Raw genomic sequence first — 19,262 nt, forward strand, 5'->3', positions numbered from 1 at the left:
CGCGCAGCCGCGCCTCGTACCGGGTCCAGGCCGCGATGTCCGTGGCCGGCGGCGCGGCGTCCAGGGCGGCTTCCGCCAGCGCCGGCGTCGCCGCCAGCCACAGTCCGCCGGCCAGCGCGCCGCGCCGCGTCAGAGCCACGGCCCGCGCCTCACTGCGGCTTCATGCCGGCGATATAGGCGCGCACCAGCGCCAGGCCCTCCTCGTGGGTGATCGTGCGGCCCAGCTCGGGCATCATCACCCCCGGCTCGTCCGACGCCATGCGGTACGCCAGGATCGACTGCTCGGGATGGCCGGGCTCGATCCCCACCTTCAGCCCGCCCGAGCCGCGGCCCGCGGCCACCGGCCCCTTGCCGACGCCCAGCGCGGCCGCCCGCGTCTCCTCCAGGTTCAGGAACAGGCCCGAGTTCGAGGCCACGCCCCGCGGGTTGTGGCAGTGGGCGCAGTTCACGTCGAGATAGGCCCGCGCCCGCGCCTCCAGCGGCTCGGCCGGGTCGTCCCAGCGGGCGGTGCGCAGCGCCTTGTCCGGCTTCGGCGCCCCGGCCAGCAGGCCCAGGCGGCTCCAGTGGGCGAGCTGGTTCTCCGCCCCGCCGGCATAGGCGTAGGTCCCGTTCAGGTTCCGCGCCTTGGGGCCGATCGGGCTCAGCGTCTTGTCGAGCTGGTGGCACTCCTTGCACTGGTTCTGGTTCGGCACGGCGTAGTCGATCCGCCGCGCCTGCCCGTGCGCGTCGACGAAGCTCACGTCGATCCGCGCCCCGGCGCGCTTCAGCACCGCCTCGGTCTGGTCCTCGTTCCACACATAGGTCAGGGCTGCCCAGCCCTCGCGCTTGTGGATCAGCAGGCGCGTCTCCAGGTAGCGCACCTTCTGGTCCGGCCGGCGCAGGTCGGCCGGATAGGCGAAGGTCTTCACCAGCGTGGCGCCCACCGGGAAGTCCAGCACCCCGTCCGCCCGGTATGCCGCCTTCGCCCCCGGCGGCAGGTAGAGGAAGCGGTGCTTCTCGGCGTAGTCGGTGAACAGCGGCGTGTTGAGGCCATAGGGCGTCAGCCCGTTCGGCGCCCGCCCGCCCGCGTCCCGGAACAGGCGGTAGTCCGACAGCTTGGGCGCCGGCGCCTCGGCCAGCAGGGCGTCCAGCGCGACCGGCGCGGGCGTCGGCGCGGCGCCCAGGCACATGACGGCGGCGAGGGCGGCGACGAGGCGCTTCATCCGCTCCGCCTCAGGCCCCCAGGTCGGCCTGCCGCTTGGGCAGCACCACGGGCGAAGGCTCGGCGATCTTCGCATCGCCCAGCGTCGGCTCCACCTTCGGCTTGGCCGCCAGCAGCGCGCCCGGCGCCGGCAGGTTCAGGTTCAGGATCGGGCCGTTCGAGATCACCACCCGCACCGGGTCGCTCGTGCCGGGGAAACTGGTCACCCCGTCCCACATCACCGGCGGCAGCGTCCCGCCCATCATCTTCGCCAGCACGGCGCCGCCGTCGAACTTCGGATCCCAGCCGTTGCGGCCCAACTTGTTGTCGCGCACGACGATGTCGCGGGGCAGGGGGTTGTAGGTCTTGTCGTCGAACTTCTGGACGTAGCTCACCAGCATCACGGCCGCCGTCTGGTTCTCGGCGATCTCGTTCTCGAAGACGTGGACGTTGCGGTTGGCCATGATCATCACGCCCGTGCCCGTCGGCACCTGGGCCACGATGTTGCCCTTGGGCGCGAAGTTGGCCGTGTCGTTCTGCACCACCTTGTTGCGGAACAGCCGCGTGGAATGGCCGCCCATCTGCGGCAGGTTCGGCAGGTCGAACACCAGGATGCCGCCGGCGTTGTGCGTGGCGACGTTGTCGAACACGTCGGCGTTCATCGAGTTCTCGATCTCGATGCCGGCGACGTTGAACTCGGCGCGGCTGTTCTTGACCACGATGTTCTTCGACTGGCCGACATAGATGCCGGCGTCCGACGCGCCCTTCACGACCACCTTGTCGATCAGCACGTTGGTCGAGCTCACCGGATAGACGCCATAGGCGCCGTTCTTCTCGTTCGGCCCGCCCGTCCACTCGACGCGCAGGTTGATGAACGAGATCTGGTCCGAGGCCTTCGACTTCACCCCGTCGCCGCGCGTGTCCTCCACGCCCAGGTCGCGCACCGTCACCCGGTCGGACGTGACCAAGAGGCCCTCGCCGGCGCCCTTCTGCCCCTTGAACGACAGCACCGTCGCGTCCGGCCCGGCGCCCTTCACCGTCACGTCGTCCACGTCCAGCGACAGCCCGTCGCTCAGCTCGTAGCGCCCCGCCGCCAGTTGCACCGTGTCGCCCGGCTTGGCGTCCAGCAGCGCCGTCTGGATCCGCTCCTGCGCGTCGGGCCCCGGCGCCACCGCAATGGTCTTCGCCTGCGCCGCCCCGCCCAGCATCGTGGCCGCCAGCAGCGCCGTGGTGAGCCGCATCATCCCGCTTCCTCTCGTCCTTGCTGTCCCGGCATCGTGACGCGCCGTTCAACTTCGAACGTGGCGCGGTTCAGCGGCCGCGCGCAAGCCTAAAGCGCGACCCAGGACACCGGGCGGCGAGGCCTGCCCAACTGCTGAAGGAATTGTCGCGCGGACCTAGCCGGAGGTCGCGACGAAGCCGGGCCCCCCACCGAGCCCGACAACGAGGCCGGCCCGGGCGCCCTGTGCAAAGCGCGGCGCAGAGGCTCCGGCGGTGGTGATGTTTGCGTATGAGGTTGGAGGCAGGGGGATACGCCCGGCCAGAGGGCGCACCATACCGTCAGATGGGGCCCAGGATTAGACGGAGTAAGGTTGGAATAAGGGGCCGCAAGGTTCGAAGTCTTCCTCGGTATAGCCGCGGGGGAAAACGACTCCGCTCGCCAATGCAGCGAGGAATTCGGCGAGGCCGTAGTCGAATTCCTCGAACGGTTCGAGCGCGGCGCCATCCTGGAAGACGATCGTCCATTCGTCCGGCGCTCCCTGCGGCGACCAATAGAACTGATCGGCGTTGTCGGAACCCCCAGCGACGATGAGACCATCCGTTCGCGGCCAAATCGGATACGGCTGTTCCTCGGGAGGCTCGAAGTAGCGTGCGATATCCCTCGCTTGGATAAGAAGATTTGCGTACGGAAGCGTGGTGTTCGGAACGTAGACGGTGAAGAGGTTCATGAAGAGACCGCTGCCGTAGAGCCGAGCGAAGTCCTTGTAGTCTTGCGGAAGTTCCGTACCAAGATAGGCCTCGACCGGTCCCCAGGGACCGAGGAACGGCTGGAAGGGTTTCTCCGGCGGAGGGACGATCTGGGTTAGCGCCTCAATGCCGCGCCGGCGAGGTGAACGGGTTTGGCGTGCTGCAGCCTTGAACGGCTCGAAGCCGGGCGCGGTTGACGCCATCCCTTCCGGCAAGCCCTCGGGCTGGATCGTGCCGCTCGCGAGGCCTGCGAGAAAGTCGGTGAGGCTGCAGTCGAAAACCTCTAAATTCTGCAAGGCTCGATCCCATACGACGATGCGCCAATCCTCCGGCCGCCCGCGCGGCAACCAGAAGAGCCGATCGTTGAAGTCGGTGAGCCCGATGTTCAGCAGCCCGCCGGCTTCAGGCCATGCCGGATAGGGAACCGACATACCCAGGTTGATCATGTCACGCGCCATGTGGAGTTCGCCTTCGAGGCTGCCTCGCCGTTCGCGACTCCCCGGCAGGTTGACGACGACTGACCCCACGAACCGGCCACGGCCATACCGCCGGGCGAGTTCCTTGTAGTCGGCAGGGAGCGGCGTTCCGAGAAAGGCCTCTACGGGCTCCCAAGGCCCATCAAACGGCTCGAAAGGCTCCGCCGGGGGCGGAACCACTCGAAGCAGCCTTTCGATGCTCACCTTTGTCTACCGGCTGGGTTGGGAACAACTCGCGCCATCTGCGTACCTCGGGACCCTGTAGCTGTCATGAGAACGGCCCCCGGAGGAAGAACGCCGGGCGCGTAAAGCGGGGTCGAAGAATATTCGACGACTTCACCCGAGCGCACCCTCTTTGCAATCTCCCGCTCAAAGCTCGCCATGTGCGTACGATTCGTCGGCCGTGGGGTGAGCGTGACCAAGTTGCGCAGATCCTTGCCCGAGCCGCCCAACTGTCTTGGATAAAGGTGGCCCCTGTCGTAGCCGCTCTCGAAGCCTGGCGGCCGTCGTCGCCAATAGGCCTTCGTTCCGGTTCCAAGCATCGGAGCTACGGCTGTGGCCTCGACGCGCCCGGCCTGCCCTAGGGCGTTGAGCTCGCTTGGCCGAATATTGTCCCGCTTCAAGCCTGGAGCCGCAACCTGGCCTTGCCCAGCGGGCGCCGGCCTGCGGACTGGCGCCCCACCTCGCGGAGTCACCATCGACAGAACAGCATCCGCCGTCGCGCCCGCCATCATCGCCCGGTCGCGCGTCTGTGCTGATGCGCCGAACATCGCGGCGACACCAGATAGCGTTCCCGAGATGGGGTGCTGCGCCATGAACAGGCTGTCCACGACGGCCTTTCGCTGCTGTGCGACCAACGCTGGCGGGCGTAGCGGGTCATCGACCGGCACGAGGACGTTCGCACGTCCGTTGTCGACCTCCCGGTAGGTCTGCCCGCCGATGGTCACCCTCTGCCGAAGACTGGCCCCTTCATCGCGGAAGTCGAAGTGATGTTCAAAAGGGGAAGGGAATCGGGTGAACGGCGAGGCTTGCGACCGACCGGGCGGCGCGGCCTGTCCTGGCGTCAAGCGCGCTCTTCCCTTTGGTGTTTGAGCCATTGCGCACACCTCCTTCTATTCGATGACCCCGGCGCGCGCTGGCAGCGAGCGCTACAGCTCCGACTCTCAACACCCTCGCACAAGCTTGGCCATTAGCCAAGAACAAAAGTAGAACATCGCTAGCGTGTCGGCCCGACCGGGAGGCTCGGTAGGCTATTGAATCCATGCTGGCTGGTCAGCGCGAACCAAGCGACGCACTGGAATGGACGGCCGGGTCGAGCCCGGCCATGACGACCCCTCTGAGGCCTACGCCCCCGCCACGTACGCGTCGATCTCGGCCAGCCGCTTGGCCACCTGATCCTTCGGCAGGAACGAGCCCGTGAAGCTGTTCTTCGCCAGGGTCACCAGCTCGTCCCGCGTCAGGCCCAGCGCCTGCGCCGTCTGGGTCCAGTTCTCGCCGAGGTAGCCGCCGAAGTACGCCGGGTCGTCGGAGTTCAGGGTGGCCTTCAGCCCCAGCCCCAGCATCCGCTTCAGCGGGTGGGCCGCGAGGTCGTCCACCACGCAGAGCTTGAGGTTCGACAGCGGGCAGACGGTCAGCGTCATCCCCTCGGCGACCAGCCGCTTCACCAGCGCCGCGTCTTCCAGCGCCCGGTTGCCGTGGTCGATGCGGTCCACGTGCAGCAGGTCCAGCGCCTCCCAAACGTACTCGGGCGGCCCCTCCTCGCCGGCGTGGGCCACGACCTTGAGGCCCTTGGCCTTGGCGGCGGCGAAGACACGGGCGAACTTCGCGGGCGGGTGGCCCACTTCCGAGCTGTCGAGCCCCACGCCCGCGATCCGGTCCAGCCACGGCTCGGCGGCCTTCAGCGTGGCGAAGGCGGCGTCCTCGTCCAGGTGGCGCAGGAAGCAGAGGATCAGGCTGGAGGTCACCCCCAGCTCGCGCTCGGCCTGCGCCATCCCCGCCAGCAGGCCCTCGATCACGGTGGCGAAGGCGATCCCCCGGTCGGTGTGGGTCTGCGGGTCGAAGAACAGCTCCACGTGCCGGCAGCCGTCGGCGGCGACGCGGCGGAAGTAGGCCATGGCCAGGTCGTGGAAATCCTGCTCGGCGATCAGCACGCCGGCGCCCTGGTAGTAGATGTCCAGGAAGTCCTGCAGGTTGGAGAAGGCGTAGGCGGCGCGCACCTCGTCCACCGTCTTGAACGGCAGGTCGATCCCGTTGCGCCGGGCCAGCTCGAACATCAGCTCGGGCTCCAGGCTGCCCTCGATGTGCAGGTGCAGTTCGGCCTTGGGCAGGCCGCGGATGAAGTCGGCGTCGGTCATCCGGATGTGGTCGGCCCGAAGGCGCGCCGGGTCAAGGCTTGGGGCGCGGCGGGGGTTGCGGTGGCGTCGCGGTCGTCTAGGTTCGTGCCCGCAACTCGGGAGTGTGCGTGCAGGGTTCGGACGGGGCGGGGACGGTCGGTCCGGCGGCGGAGCAGAAGCTCGCCGCGGCGCACGCCGCGTTGCGCAAGACCCCGGGCATCCAGTTCGACTTCCAGGGCCTGCCCGCGCCCCCGAAGGCGCCGGCGTGGCTGGAGCCCCTGGCGAAGCTGCTGAAGTTCATCGCCCCGGTCCTTCCGTACGTGTTCTGGGGCGGGGTGATCCTGGGCGTCGGGCTGATCCTGTTCTTCATCGCCCGCGAGGTGGTCCCCGAGCGCTGGTTCCGACGCAAGCGCGTCGAGGCCCCGGCCGCCGACTGGCGGCCCGAGCCGGAGAAGGCGCGCGCGCTGCTGGACGACGCCGACGGCCTGGCCGCCGCCGGCCGCTTCGAGGAGGCGATCCACCTCCTGCTCTTCCGCTCCATCGACGACCTGCGCGCCCGTCGGCCGGGGGTGGTGAAGCCCGCCCTGACCAGCCGCGACATCGCCGGGCTCGACGTGCTGCCGGCCGGTCCGCGCGCCGCGTTCGCCAGCCTGGCCCGCGCCGTGGAGCTGACCTTCTTCGGCGGCCGGCCCGCCGGGGCCGAGGAGTTCGGCTCCGCCCGCCGCGACTACGAGGCCTTCGCCTTCGCCGAGGCCTGGCGATGAGCGAGGCGCCCGCGCAGCGCCCGGCCTTCGCCGCCGGCGCGATCCTCGCCCTGGTGGTAGTCGGCGTGGTGGCCGCGGCCGCCATGGCCGTGCTGTCGGCCTACGCCCCCGACCTGCGCTCCGGCCAGGACGGCCGGGCGCATGCGCTGTCGAAGTCGGCCGTGGGCTACGCCGGCGCGCCGATCCTGATGAGGGCGCTGGGCGCCCCGGTGGTGGTCAGCCGCACGCGGCCCACGCGCCCGTCCCAATCGGCCGTGGTGCTGACGCCGGACCAGGGCCTCAGCGCGGACGAGCTGAAGGCCTTTCCGAAGGGCCCGCTCACCCTGATCGTCCTGCCCAAGTGGTGGACCGCCCGCGACCCGCTGCGCGGCGCCTTCGTGCGCAAGGCCGGGGTGATGAAGGACGATCGCGCGGTCCAGGCGCTGCTGGCGTCGTACGCGCCGCAGACCCGGCTGGCGCTGCGCAAGGGCAAGTCGCGGCCGTCGGTCTACGGCGTCGGCGGCACGCCGCTGGCCGGCTTCTCGGGCCGCCTCGGCGAGATCGATACGTTCCGCACCGTCTCCGGCGACGGCTGGACGCCGCTGCTGGTCGACGACCAGGGCCGGGCGGTGCTGGTTCGCTCGACGAAGACGCCCAGCGTCTGGGTGCTGGCCGACGCCGACCTGCTCAACAACCAGGGCCTCGCCAGCCTGGACACCGCGCGCGCCGGCGCCGCGATCCTGCAGGCCGCGGCCGCCGATGGCCGCCCCCTGCTGTTCGACGTGACCCTGAACGGGCTGGAGCGCGGCCGGGGCCTTGGGCGGCTGATGCTGGAGCCGCCGCTGCTGGCCGCCACCCTGATCGGCGTCGCCGCCGGCCTGCTGATGGGGCTGCATGCCCTGGCGCGCTTCGGCCAGCCGCGCCGAAAGGGCCGGGCCTTCGCCCTGGGCGCCCGCGCGCTGGTGGACAACACCGCCGGCCTCGTGCGCATGGCGCGCCGGGAGGCGGAGATGGCGCCCGCCTATGCCGACCTGACGCGCGCCCTGGTGGCCCGCGCCGCCGGCGGGCATGCGGCGCAGGAACACTGGCTGGACGATCTGGCGCGCCGTCGCGGCGCGGCCTCGCCCGGCGAACTGGCGGCCGAGGCCGCGCAGGCCAAGACCCGCGACGAGCTGATGGCCGTCGCGCGAAAGCTGTACGACTGGCGAGGGGAGATGACGCGTGAACGTCGCTGACGTGAAGGGGCTGGCCGACAAGGTGCGGGCCGAGATCGGCAAGGCCATCGTGGGCCAGCAGGATACGGTCGACCTCCTGCTCACCGCGCTGTTCGCCCGCGGCCACGTGCTGCTGGAAGGGCCGCCGGGCGTGGCCAAGACCTACCTGGCCCAGTCGTTCGCCCGGACGCTCGGGCTCGACTTCGGCCGCATCCAGTTCACGCCCGACCTGATGCCGGCGGACATCATCGGGTCGAACGTCTTCAACTTCCAGACCTCGACGTTCTCGCTGACCGAGGGCCCTCTGTTCTGCGAGCTGCTGCTGGCCGACGAGGTGAACCGCACGCCGCCCAAGACCCAGGCCGCCCTGCTCGAGGCCATGCAGGAGCGCCGGGTCACCATCGACGGCAAGGCGCGGGAACTTTCCGCCAGCTTCATGGTGGTCGCCACGCAGAACCCGCTGGAGCAGCAGGGCACCTATCCCCTGCCGGAGGCCCAGCTCGACCGCTTTCTGTTCAAGCAGACCCTGGGCTATCCCAGCCGCGAGGAGGAGCGCCGGATCGTCGCCGAGTACGGCATGCAGAGCGGCCACGCGGACCCGGCGACCCGGGGCGTCGCCCGAGTGGTCACGGCGCGGCAGCTCACTGACGCGCACAAGGCGGTGGCCGGCGTCCGGTTGACCGACGAGATCGTGGATTACGTCCTGGACCTGGTCCGCTCGACCCGCGAGACGCCCGACCTTTCCAGCGGCGCCTCGCCCCGCGCGGCCGCCCAACTGGCGCTCGCCGCCCGCGCCCGGGCGGCGCTGGACGGGCGGGACTACGTCATCCCCGACGACGTGAAGGCGCTGGCCCTGCCCGCGCTGCGGCACCGGGTGATCCTTTCGCCGGCCGCCGAGATCGACGGCCGCCGGCCCGACCAGATCCTGCAGGGCCTCGTCGACCTGGCCGCGGCGCCGCGTTGACGTCTTGAGGCTCTACCCGACCCGACGTGCGATCGTGCTGATGGCCGTGGGCGCCGCGCCGGCCCTGGCCGTGGCGCTGCTCGCGCCTGGGCTGTGGACGGCGGCGGCGGCCTGGATCGTGCTCGCCTTCGGGCTGATGCTGGCCGACGCCCTGCTGGCCGCGCCGCCGCGCTCGCTGGAGCTGGCGCTGGCGGCGCCTCGCGTGCTGGGGGTGGGCCGGCCCGAGACCGCGCGCATCACCGCCGCCTTCGCTGGCCGTCGGCCCGAGCGGCTGGAACTGGCTGTCGGCGTCAACGACCGCCTCGTGGCCGAGCCTGACCGCCAGGCGGTTTTGCTGAAGGATGGCCGCGCCGAGGCCGACCTGACCCTCTCGCCGGCCCGTCGTGGCGAGGGTCGCATTGAGGGACTGTGGGCGCGCTGGCGCGGGCCGCTCGGCCTGGTCTGGCTGCAACGGCAGGAGCCGCCGGGGCCGCCGCTCGCCATCACGCCCGACGTCGCCGGGGTGAAGGAGCAGGCCCTGCGCCTGTTCGCCCGCGACGCGCCCCTGGGCGCCAAGCCGCTGACCGACGCCGGCGAAGGCTCGGACTTCCATGCGTTGAAGGAATTCCAGACCGGCATGGACCTGGGCGATATCGACTGGAAGCAGTCGGCCCGCCACGCCAAGCTTATCGGCCGCGAGTACCGCACCGAGCGTAACCACCACATCCTGCTGGCGCTCGACACCGGCCGACTGATGAGCGCGCCCGCCGCCGGCCTGCCGCGCATCGACCGGGCCATCAATGCGGCCCTGCTGCTGGCCTTCGTGGGCCTGCGGATGGGCGACCGCGTCGGCGTCTTCGCGTTCGATTCAAAGCCGCGCCTGGCCAGCGGCCTCGCCTCCGGGCCCGCGGCGTTCCCCCTGCTTCAGAAGCTTTGCGCCTCGATCGACTATTCGGCCGAGGAAACCAACTTCACCCTGGGCCTGACGGCCCTGGCGGGTCGCCTGGACCGCCGCGCGGTCATCGTCGTGTTCACCGACTTCGCCGACGCCACCTCGGCCGAGCTGATGATCGAGAACGTCGCGCGCCTGATGCGCACGCACCTCGTCCTGTTCGTCGTCTTCCGCGACGAGGAGCTGGAGGGCCTGGTGGGCCGCGAGCCGGGCGATCCCGAAGACGTCTCCCGCGCCGTCATAGCAGAGCGGATTCTGCGCCAGCGCGAGGCGGTGGCCGCGCGGCTGCGCCGCCTGGGCGCGCAGATCGTCGACGCACCGGCCGAGGGCCTCGCCGCCAACCTGCTCAACAGCTACCTCGACGTGAAGCGGCGGGGGCTGGTCTGATGGCCGAGCTGCACCTCAAGAGCTGGCGGTTCCGGGCCGAGCGCGAGCAGGACTGGCGTCGGTTGGAGACCCTGCTCAGCAAGGCCGAGGCGGCCGGCGGCGCCCGGAACCTCCGCCGCGACGAGCTGCTGGAGATGCCGGTGCTCTATCGCCAGGCGCTGTCGTCGCTGTCGGTGGCCCGGTCGATCTCGCTGGACCAGAGCCTGGTCGCCTATCTCGAAAGCCTCTGCACCCGCGCCTATTTCATCGTCTACGGCGCCCGGACCCGGCTGCCGGAGCGGATCGCCGCCTTCTTCGTGCGCGACTGGCCCGCGGCGGTGCAGGCGCTCTGGCGCGAGACGCTGGTGTCCTTCGTGCTCTCGGCGGCGGCGGCGCTTGCGGCCTACATCCTGGTGCGGCGCGACCCCGACTGGTTTCACGCCTTCGTCGACCCGAGCCTCGCCAGCGGGCGCGATCCGACGGCGACCACGCAGTCGCTGCGCGACACCCTCTACCACGATGGACCGGTGAGCCAGGGCCTGTCGTTCTTCGCCACCTTCCTGTTCACCCACAACGCCCAGATCGCGCTCTTCGCCTTCGCCCTCGGCTTCCTCCTCTGCCTGCCCACGGCGGCGCTGCTGATCCTGAACGGCGGCATGTTCGGCGCCTTCGTGGCGCTGTTCGCCTCGCGAGGGCTCGGCGTCGAGGCCGGCGGCTGGCTGATGATCCACGGCGCGACGGAGCTCTACGCCATCATCCTCGCCGGCGCCGCGGGCTTATCGATCGGCTGGTCCGTGTGCTTCCCAGGCGAGCGCAGCCGCGTCGACGCCGCCGCCGAGGCCGGCCGCCGCGCCGCCACCGCCATGGCGGGGGTCGTCGTCATGCTGTTCGTGGCCGGCATCCTGGAGGGTTTCGGGCGCCAGCTCATCAAGGACGACCTCGTCCGCTACGCCATTGCCGTGGGCAGCCTCGTCGCCTGGCTGGCCTACTTCTACTGGCCGCGGAGGGCTGCGACGTGAGTCTTCAGGGCGTCATCGGCCGCTTCCGCCAGGGTCGGGGCAAGGCCGCGCCGGCGAAGCGCGAGCTCGGCGACGGCTGGCGCGAGCTGGTGACGCCGGAAGGCGTCGACCTGCGCCTCAAGGTCGGGAGCTATGCCGAACGCTTCGCGGCCCTGCTGATCGACATCCTCGTCCTGGTGCTCGGCCTGGCGCTCTTCAGCCTGCTGGCGCTGGGCGCATTCTGGGTCACGCGGGCGAGCTGGTCGGCCGAGTTCCTGGGCGTGGTCTGGCTGCTCGGCATGTTTGTCGGCCGCAACTTCTACTTCCTGGTCTTCGAGGTCGGTCCGAAGGCCGCCACGCCGGGCAAGCGCGCCATGGGCCTGCGCGTCGCCGCCGCCGACGGCGGGCGCCTGACCGCGGACATGGTCTTCGCCCGCAACGCCATGCGCGAGGTCGAGGTCGTCCTGCCGGCCACCTTCTTCCTGGCCCGTGGCGAGGGCGTGGACGCGGCGCTGATCGGCCTGGGCGCCCTCTGGAGCCTGGTCTTCGTGCTTTTCCCGCTGTTCAACCGCGACCGCCGCCGCATGGGCGACCTGGTGGCAGGCACCATGGTGGTGAAGGCGCCGAAGAAGGTGCTGCAGGCGGACCTGGCCGACACCGAGCGGACGGCCTCCGGTGGGCTGGTCTTCACGCCGGCGCAGCTCGACGCCTACGGCATCAAGGAACTGCACGTGCTGGAGGACGTGATCCGCGCGGGCGACCGCAAGTCGATGGCCGAAGTGGCGATGCGCATCCGCGGCAAGATCGGCTGGGAAGGCCCGACGGACATCGCCGACCGCACCTTCCTCAACGCGTACTACGCCGGGCTGCGCGGCCGCCTGGAGAGCCGCATGCTGTTCGGCCACCGCCGCAAGGACAAGTTCGACCGCACCTAGCTGAAGATCTCGGCCAGCCACTGCGGCGCGGCCCCCTCGCGCGCCTTGCGCAGTTCGACGTAGAGCACCGCCACGCCGGTCGAAGTGATCAGCGAACTCAGGGCGTTGCTGAGGAGGTTGCCCAGGATCTGGACGGGGCTGCGCGCCAGGGCGACCGGGTCCAGTCCGCCGCTGCCGAAAGTCATAGCGAGGGTGACGCCGCCGATTACCGCGCCGATGACCATGGCGATGATCCAGACCACGATGAACAGGGCGAAGATCCGCCACCGGTTGCCGCGCGTCAGCTCGGCGCTGCGGCTGAACGCGCCGAACACGCCGGTCCGGTCCGCCACCAGCGACGGGACGGCCACGCACCAGGCGCAGCCCATCATGATCCCCGGCACGATCAGGAGGATCAGGCCGAACATCAGCGCGATGAAGAGCAGGATGGTCAGGCCGATGAGCGGCAGGAACGCACGCAGGCCGGTGGTGAGGCAGTCGGCGATGCTCGGCCGTTGGCCGTTCAGGTCCTGCACCGTACCGTAGACGAGAGCGCCCTGCAGGATCGCGCTGGTGATCAGCGCGGCGAGGCCGCTGAACCCGATGGCCTGGAAGTACCCCGGCCGCAGCTCGAAGTTCGCCGCGGACTCGATGTTGGTCGCCTGGAAGTAGGCGACGATCGCCGTCGGTATGCCCGAGAGGATCAGGGCCAAGACGCCGAAGGTTACGATGTTGCGCCCCAGCACCTTGAACGTGCCTTCGATCACCTGGCCGATGTCGAGCTTCGCGGCGCCTGGAATGGCGGCGTCGGTCATCGCTTTTCTCCCCCTGTACGCGTCCTCGGCGACGATGCTAACCACGGGTCGCAGGAGCTGTCGACGCGCCGCCCGCGATGGGGGAAGCTTCGAGGCGTGAGCCCCGTCCTCCACGCCCGCACCGAGCGCCTGGCCCTGAAGGCGCCTTTCCGCATCTCGCGCGGCGTGAAGACCCACGCCGAGGTGGTGGTCGCCGAACTCAGAGATGGCGGCGTGACGGGGTCCGGCGAGTGCGTCCCCTATGCGCGCTATGGCGAGACGGCGGCCTCGGTCCACGCACAATTGTCGGAGGCGGGCCGGCGGCTGGCAAGCGGCGACGCGGTGCGGGATGTCCTGGCGGACTTGCCTGCGGGCGCGGCGCGCAACGCGCTGGATTGCGCGACCTGGGACCTGGAGGCGCGCCGTGGCCGTCCTGTCTCCCAGCGTCTCGGGCGGGCGCCGCCCGGCCCGATCCCGACCGCCGTCACCATCAGCCTCGACGCGCCCCAGGCCATGGCCGCCGCGGCGCATGCGGTCCGTGACGCGCCTCTCCTGAAGGTGAAGCTGGGCGCCGACGATCCGGGCGAACGCCTCCTCGCCGTCGCGCAAGCTGCGCCGACGGCGCGTCTGATCGTCGACCCCAACGAAGGCTGGACGCTTCCGGTCCTGCTGGCGATGGCCGAGCCGATCTCGCGGCTGCCGGTCGCGATGGTCGAACAGCCGCTGCCGGCCGACCAGGACGGCGGGTTGAAGGGCCTCCGCTATCCCGCGCCGATCTGCGCCGACGAGGCCGTGCACACCGCGGCCGATGTCGCGCGGGTCGCGGACCGCTACGGGATGGTCAACGTCAAGCTCGACAAGGCGGGTGGGCTGACCGAGGCGTTGGCGATGGTCACCCAGGCTCGCGACCTGGGGCTGGGCGTGCTGGTCGGCTGCATGGTGTCGAGCTCGCTCTCGATCGCACCCGCGATATGGGCCGCGGCGCTCGCGGACGCCGTCGATCTGGACGGTCCCTGGTGGCTCGTCGAGGACCGCGTCGGCGGCTGCCGCATCGAGAACGGCGTGCTCTATCCGCCACAGCCGGGCTTCTGGGGTTAGTCGCCTCCTCGACCTTCGGTTGACAGCGTTCGCGCATCATCGATTTCATCGGACTGCAATATTTCGGCGGAGGCCCAGTGTCGGGCGCGGCGGCAGAGACGGTCGGAACGCTCGAGGTCGCCCTCGGCCACGCCGCGCGCCTGCTCGGCGTCGATCCGGCCGCGGCCGAGGCGCAGGCCCGTGAGATTCTCAAGGTCGTGCCCGAACATCCCGCAACGCTGCGGCTGTTGGGCGAGGCGCTGCGTCGGCAGGGGGACGTCGAGGGGGCCGAGGCCGCCTACCTCCGATCCGTGAAGGGCTCCACCCGCGACCCCGACCTGATCCGCGCCGCCAACGCCCTCGTGGAGAACCGGCTTTCCATTGCCGAGCAGACCCTGCGGGCCATCCTCATGGCCCGGCCCACCGACATCGCGGCGATACGCATGCTGGCCGAGACCGGGATGCGCCTGGGCCGCTACGACGACGCCGAGAACCTGCTGGCCCGCTGCGTCGAACTCGCCCCCGGCTTCACCGCCGCCCGGCACAACTACGCCACCGTCCTCTACCGGCAGAACAAGTCGCTGGAGGCCGTCGCCGAGGTGGATCGCCTGCTGGCGGACGATCCGGGCAATCCGGGCTATCGCAACCTCAAGGCCGCGGCCCTCGCGCGGATCGGCGAGTACGAGCAGGCCATCGCCCTCTACGGGGCGGTGCTGAAGGACCAGCCCCGCCAGCCAAAGGTCTGGATGAGCTACGGCCATTCGCTGAAGACCGTCGGCCGCCAGGCGGAATGCATCGAGGCCTATCGCCGGTGCGTGGCCCTGGCGCCCCAGTTCGGCGAGGCCTGGTGGAGCCTGGCCAACCTCAAGACCGTCAGCTTCGACGCCGCAGACATCGCCGCGATGGAGGGACAGCTTCGCCGGGCCGACCTCACCGACGAGGACCGCTTCCACCTGGAGTTCGCCCTCGGCAAGGCGCGGGAGGATCTGGGCGAGTACGAGGCCTCCTTCGGCCACTACGCCCGCGGCAACGCGCTGCGTCGCCAGGCGCTGGACTACGAGGCCGTCGAGACCGAGGACCAGGTGCGGCGTGCGAAGGCGCTGTTCGACAAGCCGTTCTTCGCGGCGCGGGCGGGGCAGGGGTGTTCCGCACCCGATCCGATCTTCGTCGTCGGCCTGCCCCGCGCCGGGTCGACGCTGGTGGAGCAGATCCTCGCCAGCCACAGCCAGGTGGAGGGCACCCAGGAACTGCCCGACATCATCGCGCTAGCCCGGCGGCTGGGCGGCAAGGCGAAGCGGGCCTCCGAAAGCCGCTATCCGGAGGTGCTGGCCGAACTCGGGCCGCGCGAGCTCACCGCCCTCGGCGAGGAGTACATGGCGCGCGCCGAGCCGCATCGGAAGCTGGGGCGGCCCTTCTTCATCGACAAGATGCCCAACAACTGGGCGCACCTCGGGCTCATCCATCTGGCCCTGCCGAACGCCAAGATCGTCGACGCGCGCCGCCATCCGCTCGGATGCGGCTTCTCCGGCTTCAAGCAGCACTTCGCCCGGGGCCAGGGCTTCACCTACGACCTGACCGACATCGGCCGCTACTACGTGTCGTACGTCGAGTATTTAGCGCACTTCGACGCAATCCTGCCCGGCCGCGTCCATCGCGTGATCTATGAGCACATGGTGGCCGATCCCGAGGCGGAAACGCGCGCGCTGCTGGACTACTGCGGTCTGCCCTTCGAGGAGGCCTGCCTGCGGTTCTACGAGAACGACCGCGCCGTGCGCACGGCCAGTTCGGAGCAGGTGCGCCGCCCGATCTTCACCGACGCCGCCGATCATTGGCGGAACTACGAACCCTGGCTCGGCCCGCTCAAGGCCGCGCTGGGACCTGTGCTCGACACTTACCCGCACGCGCCCGGGACCTGAGGCGCTGTCTTGTGAGGGGGATACCATGACGAACAATCGGCGGAACTTCAGGCGCGCCACGCGCTGGTCGGCGGGCTTGCTCGCCACAACCATGCTCACCGGGGTCGCCGGGACCGCGCTGGCCCAGACGGCGCCGTCCGGCGAGGTCGGCCTGGAAGAAGTGGTGGTCACCGCGCAGAAGCGGTCCGAAAACCTGCAGGACGTGCCGATCAGCATCCAGGCCCTGGGCACGGAGCGGCTGGAGTCGCTGCAGGTCAACGACACCACCGACTATGTCCGCTTCATGCCCAGCGTCTCGGCGCCCACGGGTGCGCCGGGTTTCTCGAACTTCTACATGCGTGGCGTCGCCTCGGGCGAGAACAACAACCACTCCGGTCCGCTGCCCAGCGTGGGCGTCTATCTCGACGAGCAGCCGGTGACGACGATCACCGGCCCCCTGGACGTCCACATCTACGACATCGCGCGCGTCGAGGTTCTCGCCGGGCCGCAGGGCACGCTGTACGGCGCCAGTTCCCAGGCCGGCACGATCCGGATCATCACCAACAAGCCCGACACGAAGGGCTTCAAGGCCGGCTACGACCTCGAGGTCAACTCCACGGCGCACGGCGACTTCGGCTACGGCGCCGAGGGCTTCGTCAACATCCCGCTGCATGAGAAGGCGGCCATCCGCCTCGTGGCCTGGGCCGAGCACGACGGCGGCTACATCGACAACGTGCCGGGCTCCTTCGTCTTCCCGACAGGCGCCATCGCGGTGAACAACGCCAAGGAAGTGAAGAACGACTACAACGAGGTCGACACGGTCGGCGCGCGCGCCGCGCTGAAGATCGACCTTACCGACAACTGGACCGTCACGCCCACCCTGATGGGCCAGCGCACCCAGGCCGACGGCGGCTTCGCGGCCGACCCCAGCAAGGGCGACCTGAAGATCAGCCGCTACTATCCGGAGGGTTCTGACGACAAGTGGTTCCAGGCGGCCGCCACGATCGAGGGCAAGGTCGCCAACCTCGACGTGCTGTACGCCGGCGCGCACATGCGGCGCTGGATCGACACCGACTCCGACTACTCCGACTACAGCTTCTTCTACGACACGCTGTTCGGGTACGGCGCCTACACCACCGACGACGCCGGCAACTTCATCAACACGTCGCAGTACATCCAGGGCCGCGACTACTTCAAGAAGACCAGCCACGAGCTGCGGCTGGCCTCGCCCACCGAGAACCGTTTCAAGGTGGTGGCCGGCCTCTTCTACCAGAAGCAGACCCACAACATCGAGCAGCGCTACCGGATCGACAACCTGGCCGCGGTCAGCGAGGTGCCGGGCTGGCCGGACACCCTGTGGCTGACCAAGCAGCTACGGACCGACCGCGACTACGCCGCGTTCGCCGACGGCACGTTCGATATCACCGACCAGCTCTCGATCACCGGCGGCATCCGGTTCTTCAAGTACAAGAACTCGCTACAGGGCTTCTTCGGCTTCGGCGCGGGCTATGGCAGCACCGGCCAGCGGCAGTGCGTGGCCCCTCTGGGGTCCCCCACGCCGATCGTCGAGGGCGGTCCCTGCACCAACGTGGACAAGACCACCAAGGGCGACGGCCACACCTACCGGATCAACGCCACCTACAAGATCACGCCGGACAAGATGGTCTACGCCACCCTGTCCACCGGCTTCCGGCCCGGCGGCATCAACCGGCGCGGCACCCTGCCGCCCTATGACGCCGACTTCCTGAAGAACCACGAGATCGGCTGGAAGACGTCGTGGCTCGACAACCGGCTGCGGTGGAACGGCGCGATCTTCTACGAGAAGTGGAACAACTTCCAATTTTCCTTCCTCGGCGCCAACGGCCTCACCGAGATCCGCAACGCGGGCAAGGCGAAGATGAAGGGCGTGGAATCCGACATCAACTGGCTGGTGGCCGACGGCTTCACCCTCATCGGCGCCGGCGCCTACACCGACGCCGAACTGAACGAGGACTACGTCCCCAATCCCGCCGCGCCGCCCGAGGCCACGAAGGGCACGTCGCTGCCGGTCACGCCCAAGTTCAAGGGCAACCTGTCGGCGCGCTACGAATGGACGATCGGCGACATGGACGCCCACGTCCAGGCGTCGGCGGTCTACACCGGCTCGGCCTATCCCGACCTGCGGATTTCGGACCGCTCGGTCATCGGCAAGCTGCCCAGCTCCACTACCTTCGACCTGACGTTCGGCGTGGAACGGGATAGCTGGCGGATCGAGGCCTTCGCCAAGAACCTGTTCGACGACGACGGCCAGAACGACCGCTTCGTGCAGTGCGCCTCGTCGGTCTGCACCCGCGTCTACACGGTGCCGATCCGCCCGCGGATCATCGGCGTGAAGGTCGGCCAGACGTTCTAAGCGTTCAGGAAGTCGCCGCCGGCTCGTCCCACCAGGGGTAGGCCGGCGGCATGTCCGAGGAGACCCGCCCCGGGAACCGGGGCGGGCGCTTCTCGAGGAAGGCGCTGACGCCCTCGCGCACGTCCGGCCCCGCGCCAAGCTGCATCGACAGCGGCCCGTCCACCTTCAGCAACTCCCACGGATCGGGCGCCCCGGCGAACCGCCACAGCATCTGCCGCGCCAGCGCGATGGAGACCGGCGCCGTGTTCTCGGCGATCTCCAGCGCCAGTTCGCGGGCCCGGGCGAGCAGGGCTTCCGGTTCGACGACCTCGCTGACCAGTCCCGCGGCTTTGCCCTCCTCGGCCGGGATGAGCGAACCCGTCAGGCACCAGCGCAGCGCCTGCGGCAGGCCCACGAGCCGCGGCAGGAACCAGGCGCTGCCAGCCTCCGGCACCAGTCCGCGCCGGGCGAAGATGAAGCCGACCCGTGCGCCGGCCGCCGCGATGCGGATGTCCATCGGCAGGGTCATGGTGGCGCCCACGCCCACGGCTGCTCCATTCAGCGCGGCGATCGACGGCTTGCGGCAGTTGAAGATCGCCTCGACGAAGCCGCCGCCCGTCTGCCGGGGTTTGCCCGGCGCGGCGAACGCGACCGACCCCTCGGCCTTGGCGTCGAAGGCGCCGGCGCCGCCGGAGATGTCCGCCCCCGCGCAGAAAGCCCGCCCGGCGCCCGTGACGAGGACCACCCGCACGTCGTCGTCCTGGTCCGCCCGCTGGAACGCGTCGGCCAACTCGGCGCCCATTACGGCCGTATAGGCGTTCAGCTTGTCGGGCCGGTTGAGGGTGATCGTCAGCACCGGGCCGTCGACTTCGTACAGGATCGTCTCGTAGGCCATCTTGTCCTCCCGGCTGTCGTTTGCGCCATCCCGCGCGCTTGACGAAGCGGCAGGTCAAGCGCCGGCGACCTCCAGGAACGCTGGTCGAAAAAGCGGCGACGACGGCGTGACCGAGCCTTGCCGCAACGGCGCCGCAGACGACG

The 19,262-nt window shown here is 70.0% G+C and carries 16 protein-coding genes; 9 read left to right on the forward strand and 7 right to left on the reverse strand.

Features of this window, described 5'->3' with window-relative positions:
- Positions 1–149: 149 nt before the first annotated feature.
- The 5 genes from Q0L11_RS07370 to Q0L11_RS07385 all read right to left on the reverse strand — a co-directional run bounded on the left by Q0L11_RS07370 (position 150) and on the right by Q0L11_RS07385 (position 5,978).
- A complete protein-coding gene (locus Q0L11_RS07370; protein WP_296596371.1) occupies positions 150–1,202 on the reverse strand; it encodes an SO2930 family diheme c-type cytochrome in 1,053 nt (350 codons plus the stop codon).
- Positions 1,203–1,212: 10 nt separating this feature from the next.
- The gene (locus Q0L11_RS07375) at positions 1,213–2,421 is read right to left on the reverse strand and encodes a parallel beta-helix domain-containing protein (protein ID WP_296596372.1); all 1,209 of its coding nucleotides are present in this window, start codon (positions 2,419–2,421) and stop codon (positions 1,213–1,215) included.
- A gap of 336 nt (positions 2,422–2,757) precedes the next feature.
- Positions 2,758–3,828 (reverse strand): SMI1/KNR4 family protein, encoded by a 1,071-nt coding sequence (locus Q0L11_RS07380; protein WP_296596374.1) that lies wholly within the window; start codon positions 3,826–3,828, stop codon positions 2,758–2,760.
- On the reverse strand, positions 3,825–4,721 hold the full coding sequence (locus Q0L11_RS24655; protein WP_367183364.1) for a DNA/RNA non-specific endonuclease: 897 nt from the start codon (positions 4,719–4,721) through the stop codon (positions 3,825–3,827). The genes Q0L11_RS07380 and Q0L11_RS24655 overlap by 4 nt, the downstream gene beginning before the upstream one ends.
- 246 nt (positions 4,722–4,967) lie before the next feature.
- Positions 4,968–5,978, reverse strand: coding sequence for an adenosine deaminase (locus Q0L11_RS07385; RefSeq protein ID WP_296596375.1), 1,011 nt, complete (start codon positions 5,976–5,978; stop codon positions 4,968–4,970).
- 107 nt (positions 5,979–6,085) lie between these two features.
- Between Q0L11_RS07385 and Q0L11_RS07390 the strand changes: the two genes are divergently transcribed.
- From Q0L11_RS07390 to Q0L11_RS07415, 6 genes are read left to right on the forward strand one after another with little or no spacing between them, the layout of a single operon-like run.
- Positions 6,086–6,721: a hypothetical protein gene (locus Q0L11_RS07390; protein WP_296596376.1), complete on the forward strand. Its 636-nt coding sequence runs from the start codon at positions 6,086–6,088 to the stop codon at positions 6,719–6,721.
- Positions 6,718–7,935 carry a DUF4350 domain-containing protein gene (locus Q0L11_RS07395; protein ID WP_296596377.1) on the forward strand — a complete coding sequence of 406 codons (1,218 nt, stop codon included), beginning with the start codon at positions 6,718–6,720 and terminating at the stop codon, positions 7,933–7,935. Before Q0L11_RS07390 ends, Q0L11_RS07395 begins: the two co-directional genes overlap by 4 nt.
- Positions 7,922–8,878 (forward strand): MoxR family ATPase, encoded by a 957-nt coding sequence (locus Q0L11_RS07400; RefSeq protein WP_296596378.1) that lies wholly within the window; start codon positions 7,922–7,924, stop codon positions 8,876–8,878. The genes Q0L11_RS07395 and Q0L11_RS07400 overlap by 14 nt, the downstream gene beginning before the upstream one ends.
- A 4-nt stretch (positions 8,879–8,882) precedes the next feature.
- Positions 8,883–10,196: a DUF58 domain-containing protein gene (locus tag Q0L11_RS07405; protein WP_296596379.1), complete on the forward strand. Its 1,314-nt coding sequence runs from the start codon at positions 8,883–8,885 to the stop codon at positions 10,194–10,196.
- The gene (locus tag Q0L11_RS07410) at positions 10,196–11,194 is read left to right on the forward strand and encodes a stage II sporulation protein M (protein ID WP_296596380.1); all 999 of its coding nucleotides are present in this window, start codon (positions 10,196–10,198) and stop codon (positions 11,192–11,194) included. Before Q0L11_RS07405 ends, Q0L11_RS07410 begins: the two co-directional genes overlap by 1 nt.
- Entirely contained in the window at positions 11,191–12,108 is a 918-nt protein-coding gene (locus Q0L11_RS07415; protein ID WP_296596382.1) for an RDD family protein, read from the forward strand. Before Q0L11_RS07410 ends, Q0L11_RS07415 begins: the two co-directional genes overlap by 4 nt.
- Here the strand turns inward: Q0L11_RS07415 and Q0L11_RS07420 are convergent.
- Positions 12,105–12,902: a hypothetical protein gene (locus Q0L11_RS07420; protein ID WP_296596384.1), complete on the reverse strand. Its 798-nt coding sequence runs from the start codon at positions 12,900–12,902 to the stop codon at positions 12,105–12,107. The two genes, Q0L11_RS07415 and Q0L11_RS07420, sit on opposite strands and share 4 nt — an antisense overlap.
- A gap of 96 nt (positions 12,903–12,998) precedes the next feature.
- Here Q0L11_RS07420 and dgcA point away from each other — a divergent pair, with 96 nt between their 5' ends.
- The 3 genes from dgcA (at position 12,999) to Q0L11_RS07435 (ending at position 18,245) form a co-directional block, all read left to right on the forward strand.
- On the forward strand, positions 12,999–13,979 hold the full coding sequence (dgcA, locus tag Q0L11_RS07425; protein ID WP_296596385.1) for an N-acetyl-D-Glu racemase DgcA: 981 nt from the start codon (positions 12,999–13,001) through the stop codon (positions 13,977–13,979).
- Positions 13,980–14,056: 77 nt separating this feature from the next.
- Positions 14,057–15,874 (forward strand): tetratricopeptide repeat-containing sulfotransferase family protein, encoded by a 1,818-nt coding sequence (locus Q0L11_RS07430; protein ID WP_296596386.1) that lies wholly within the window; start codon positions 14,057–14,059, stop codon positions 15,872–15,874.
- Positions 15,875–15,899: 25 nt separating this feature from the next.
- Positions 15,900–18,245 carry a TonB-dependent receptor gene (locus Q0L11_RS07435; protein ID WP_296596387.1) on the forward strand — a complete coding sequence of 782 codons (2,346 nt, stop codon included), beginning with the start codon at positions 15,900–15,902 and terminating at the stop codon, positions 18,243–18,245.
- Between the two features lie 4 nt (positions 18,246–18,249).
- Here Q0L11_RS07435 and Q0L11_RS07440 read toward each other — a convergent pair whose 3' ends face one another.
- Entirely contained in the window at positions 18,250–19,119 is an 870-nt protein-coding gene (locus Q0L11_RS07440) for an enoyl-CoA hydratase-related protein (protein WP_296596388.1), read from the reverse strand.
- Positions 19,120–19,262 lie beyond the last annotated feature (143 nt).

Source organism: Phenylobacterium sp., from assembly GCF_024508875.1.
Lineage (GTDB): Bacteria > Pseudomonadota > Alphaproteobacteria > Caulobacterales > Caulobacteraceae > Phenylobacterium.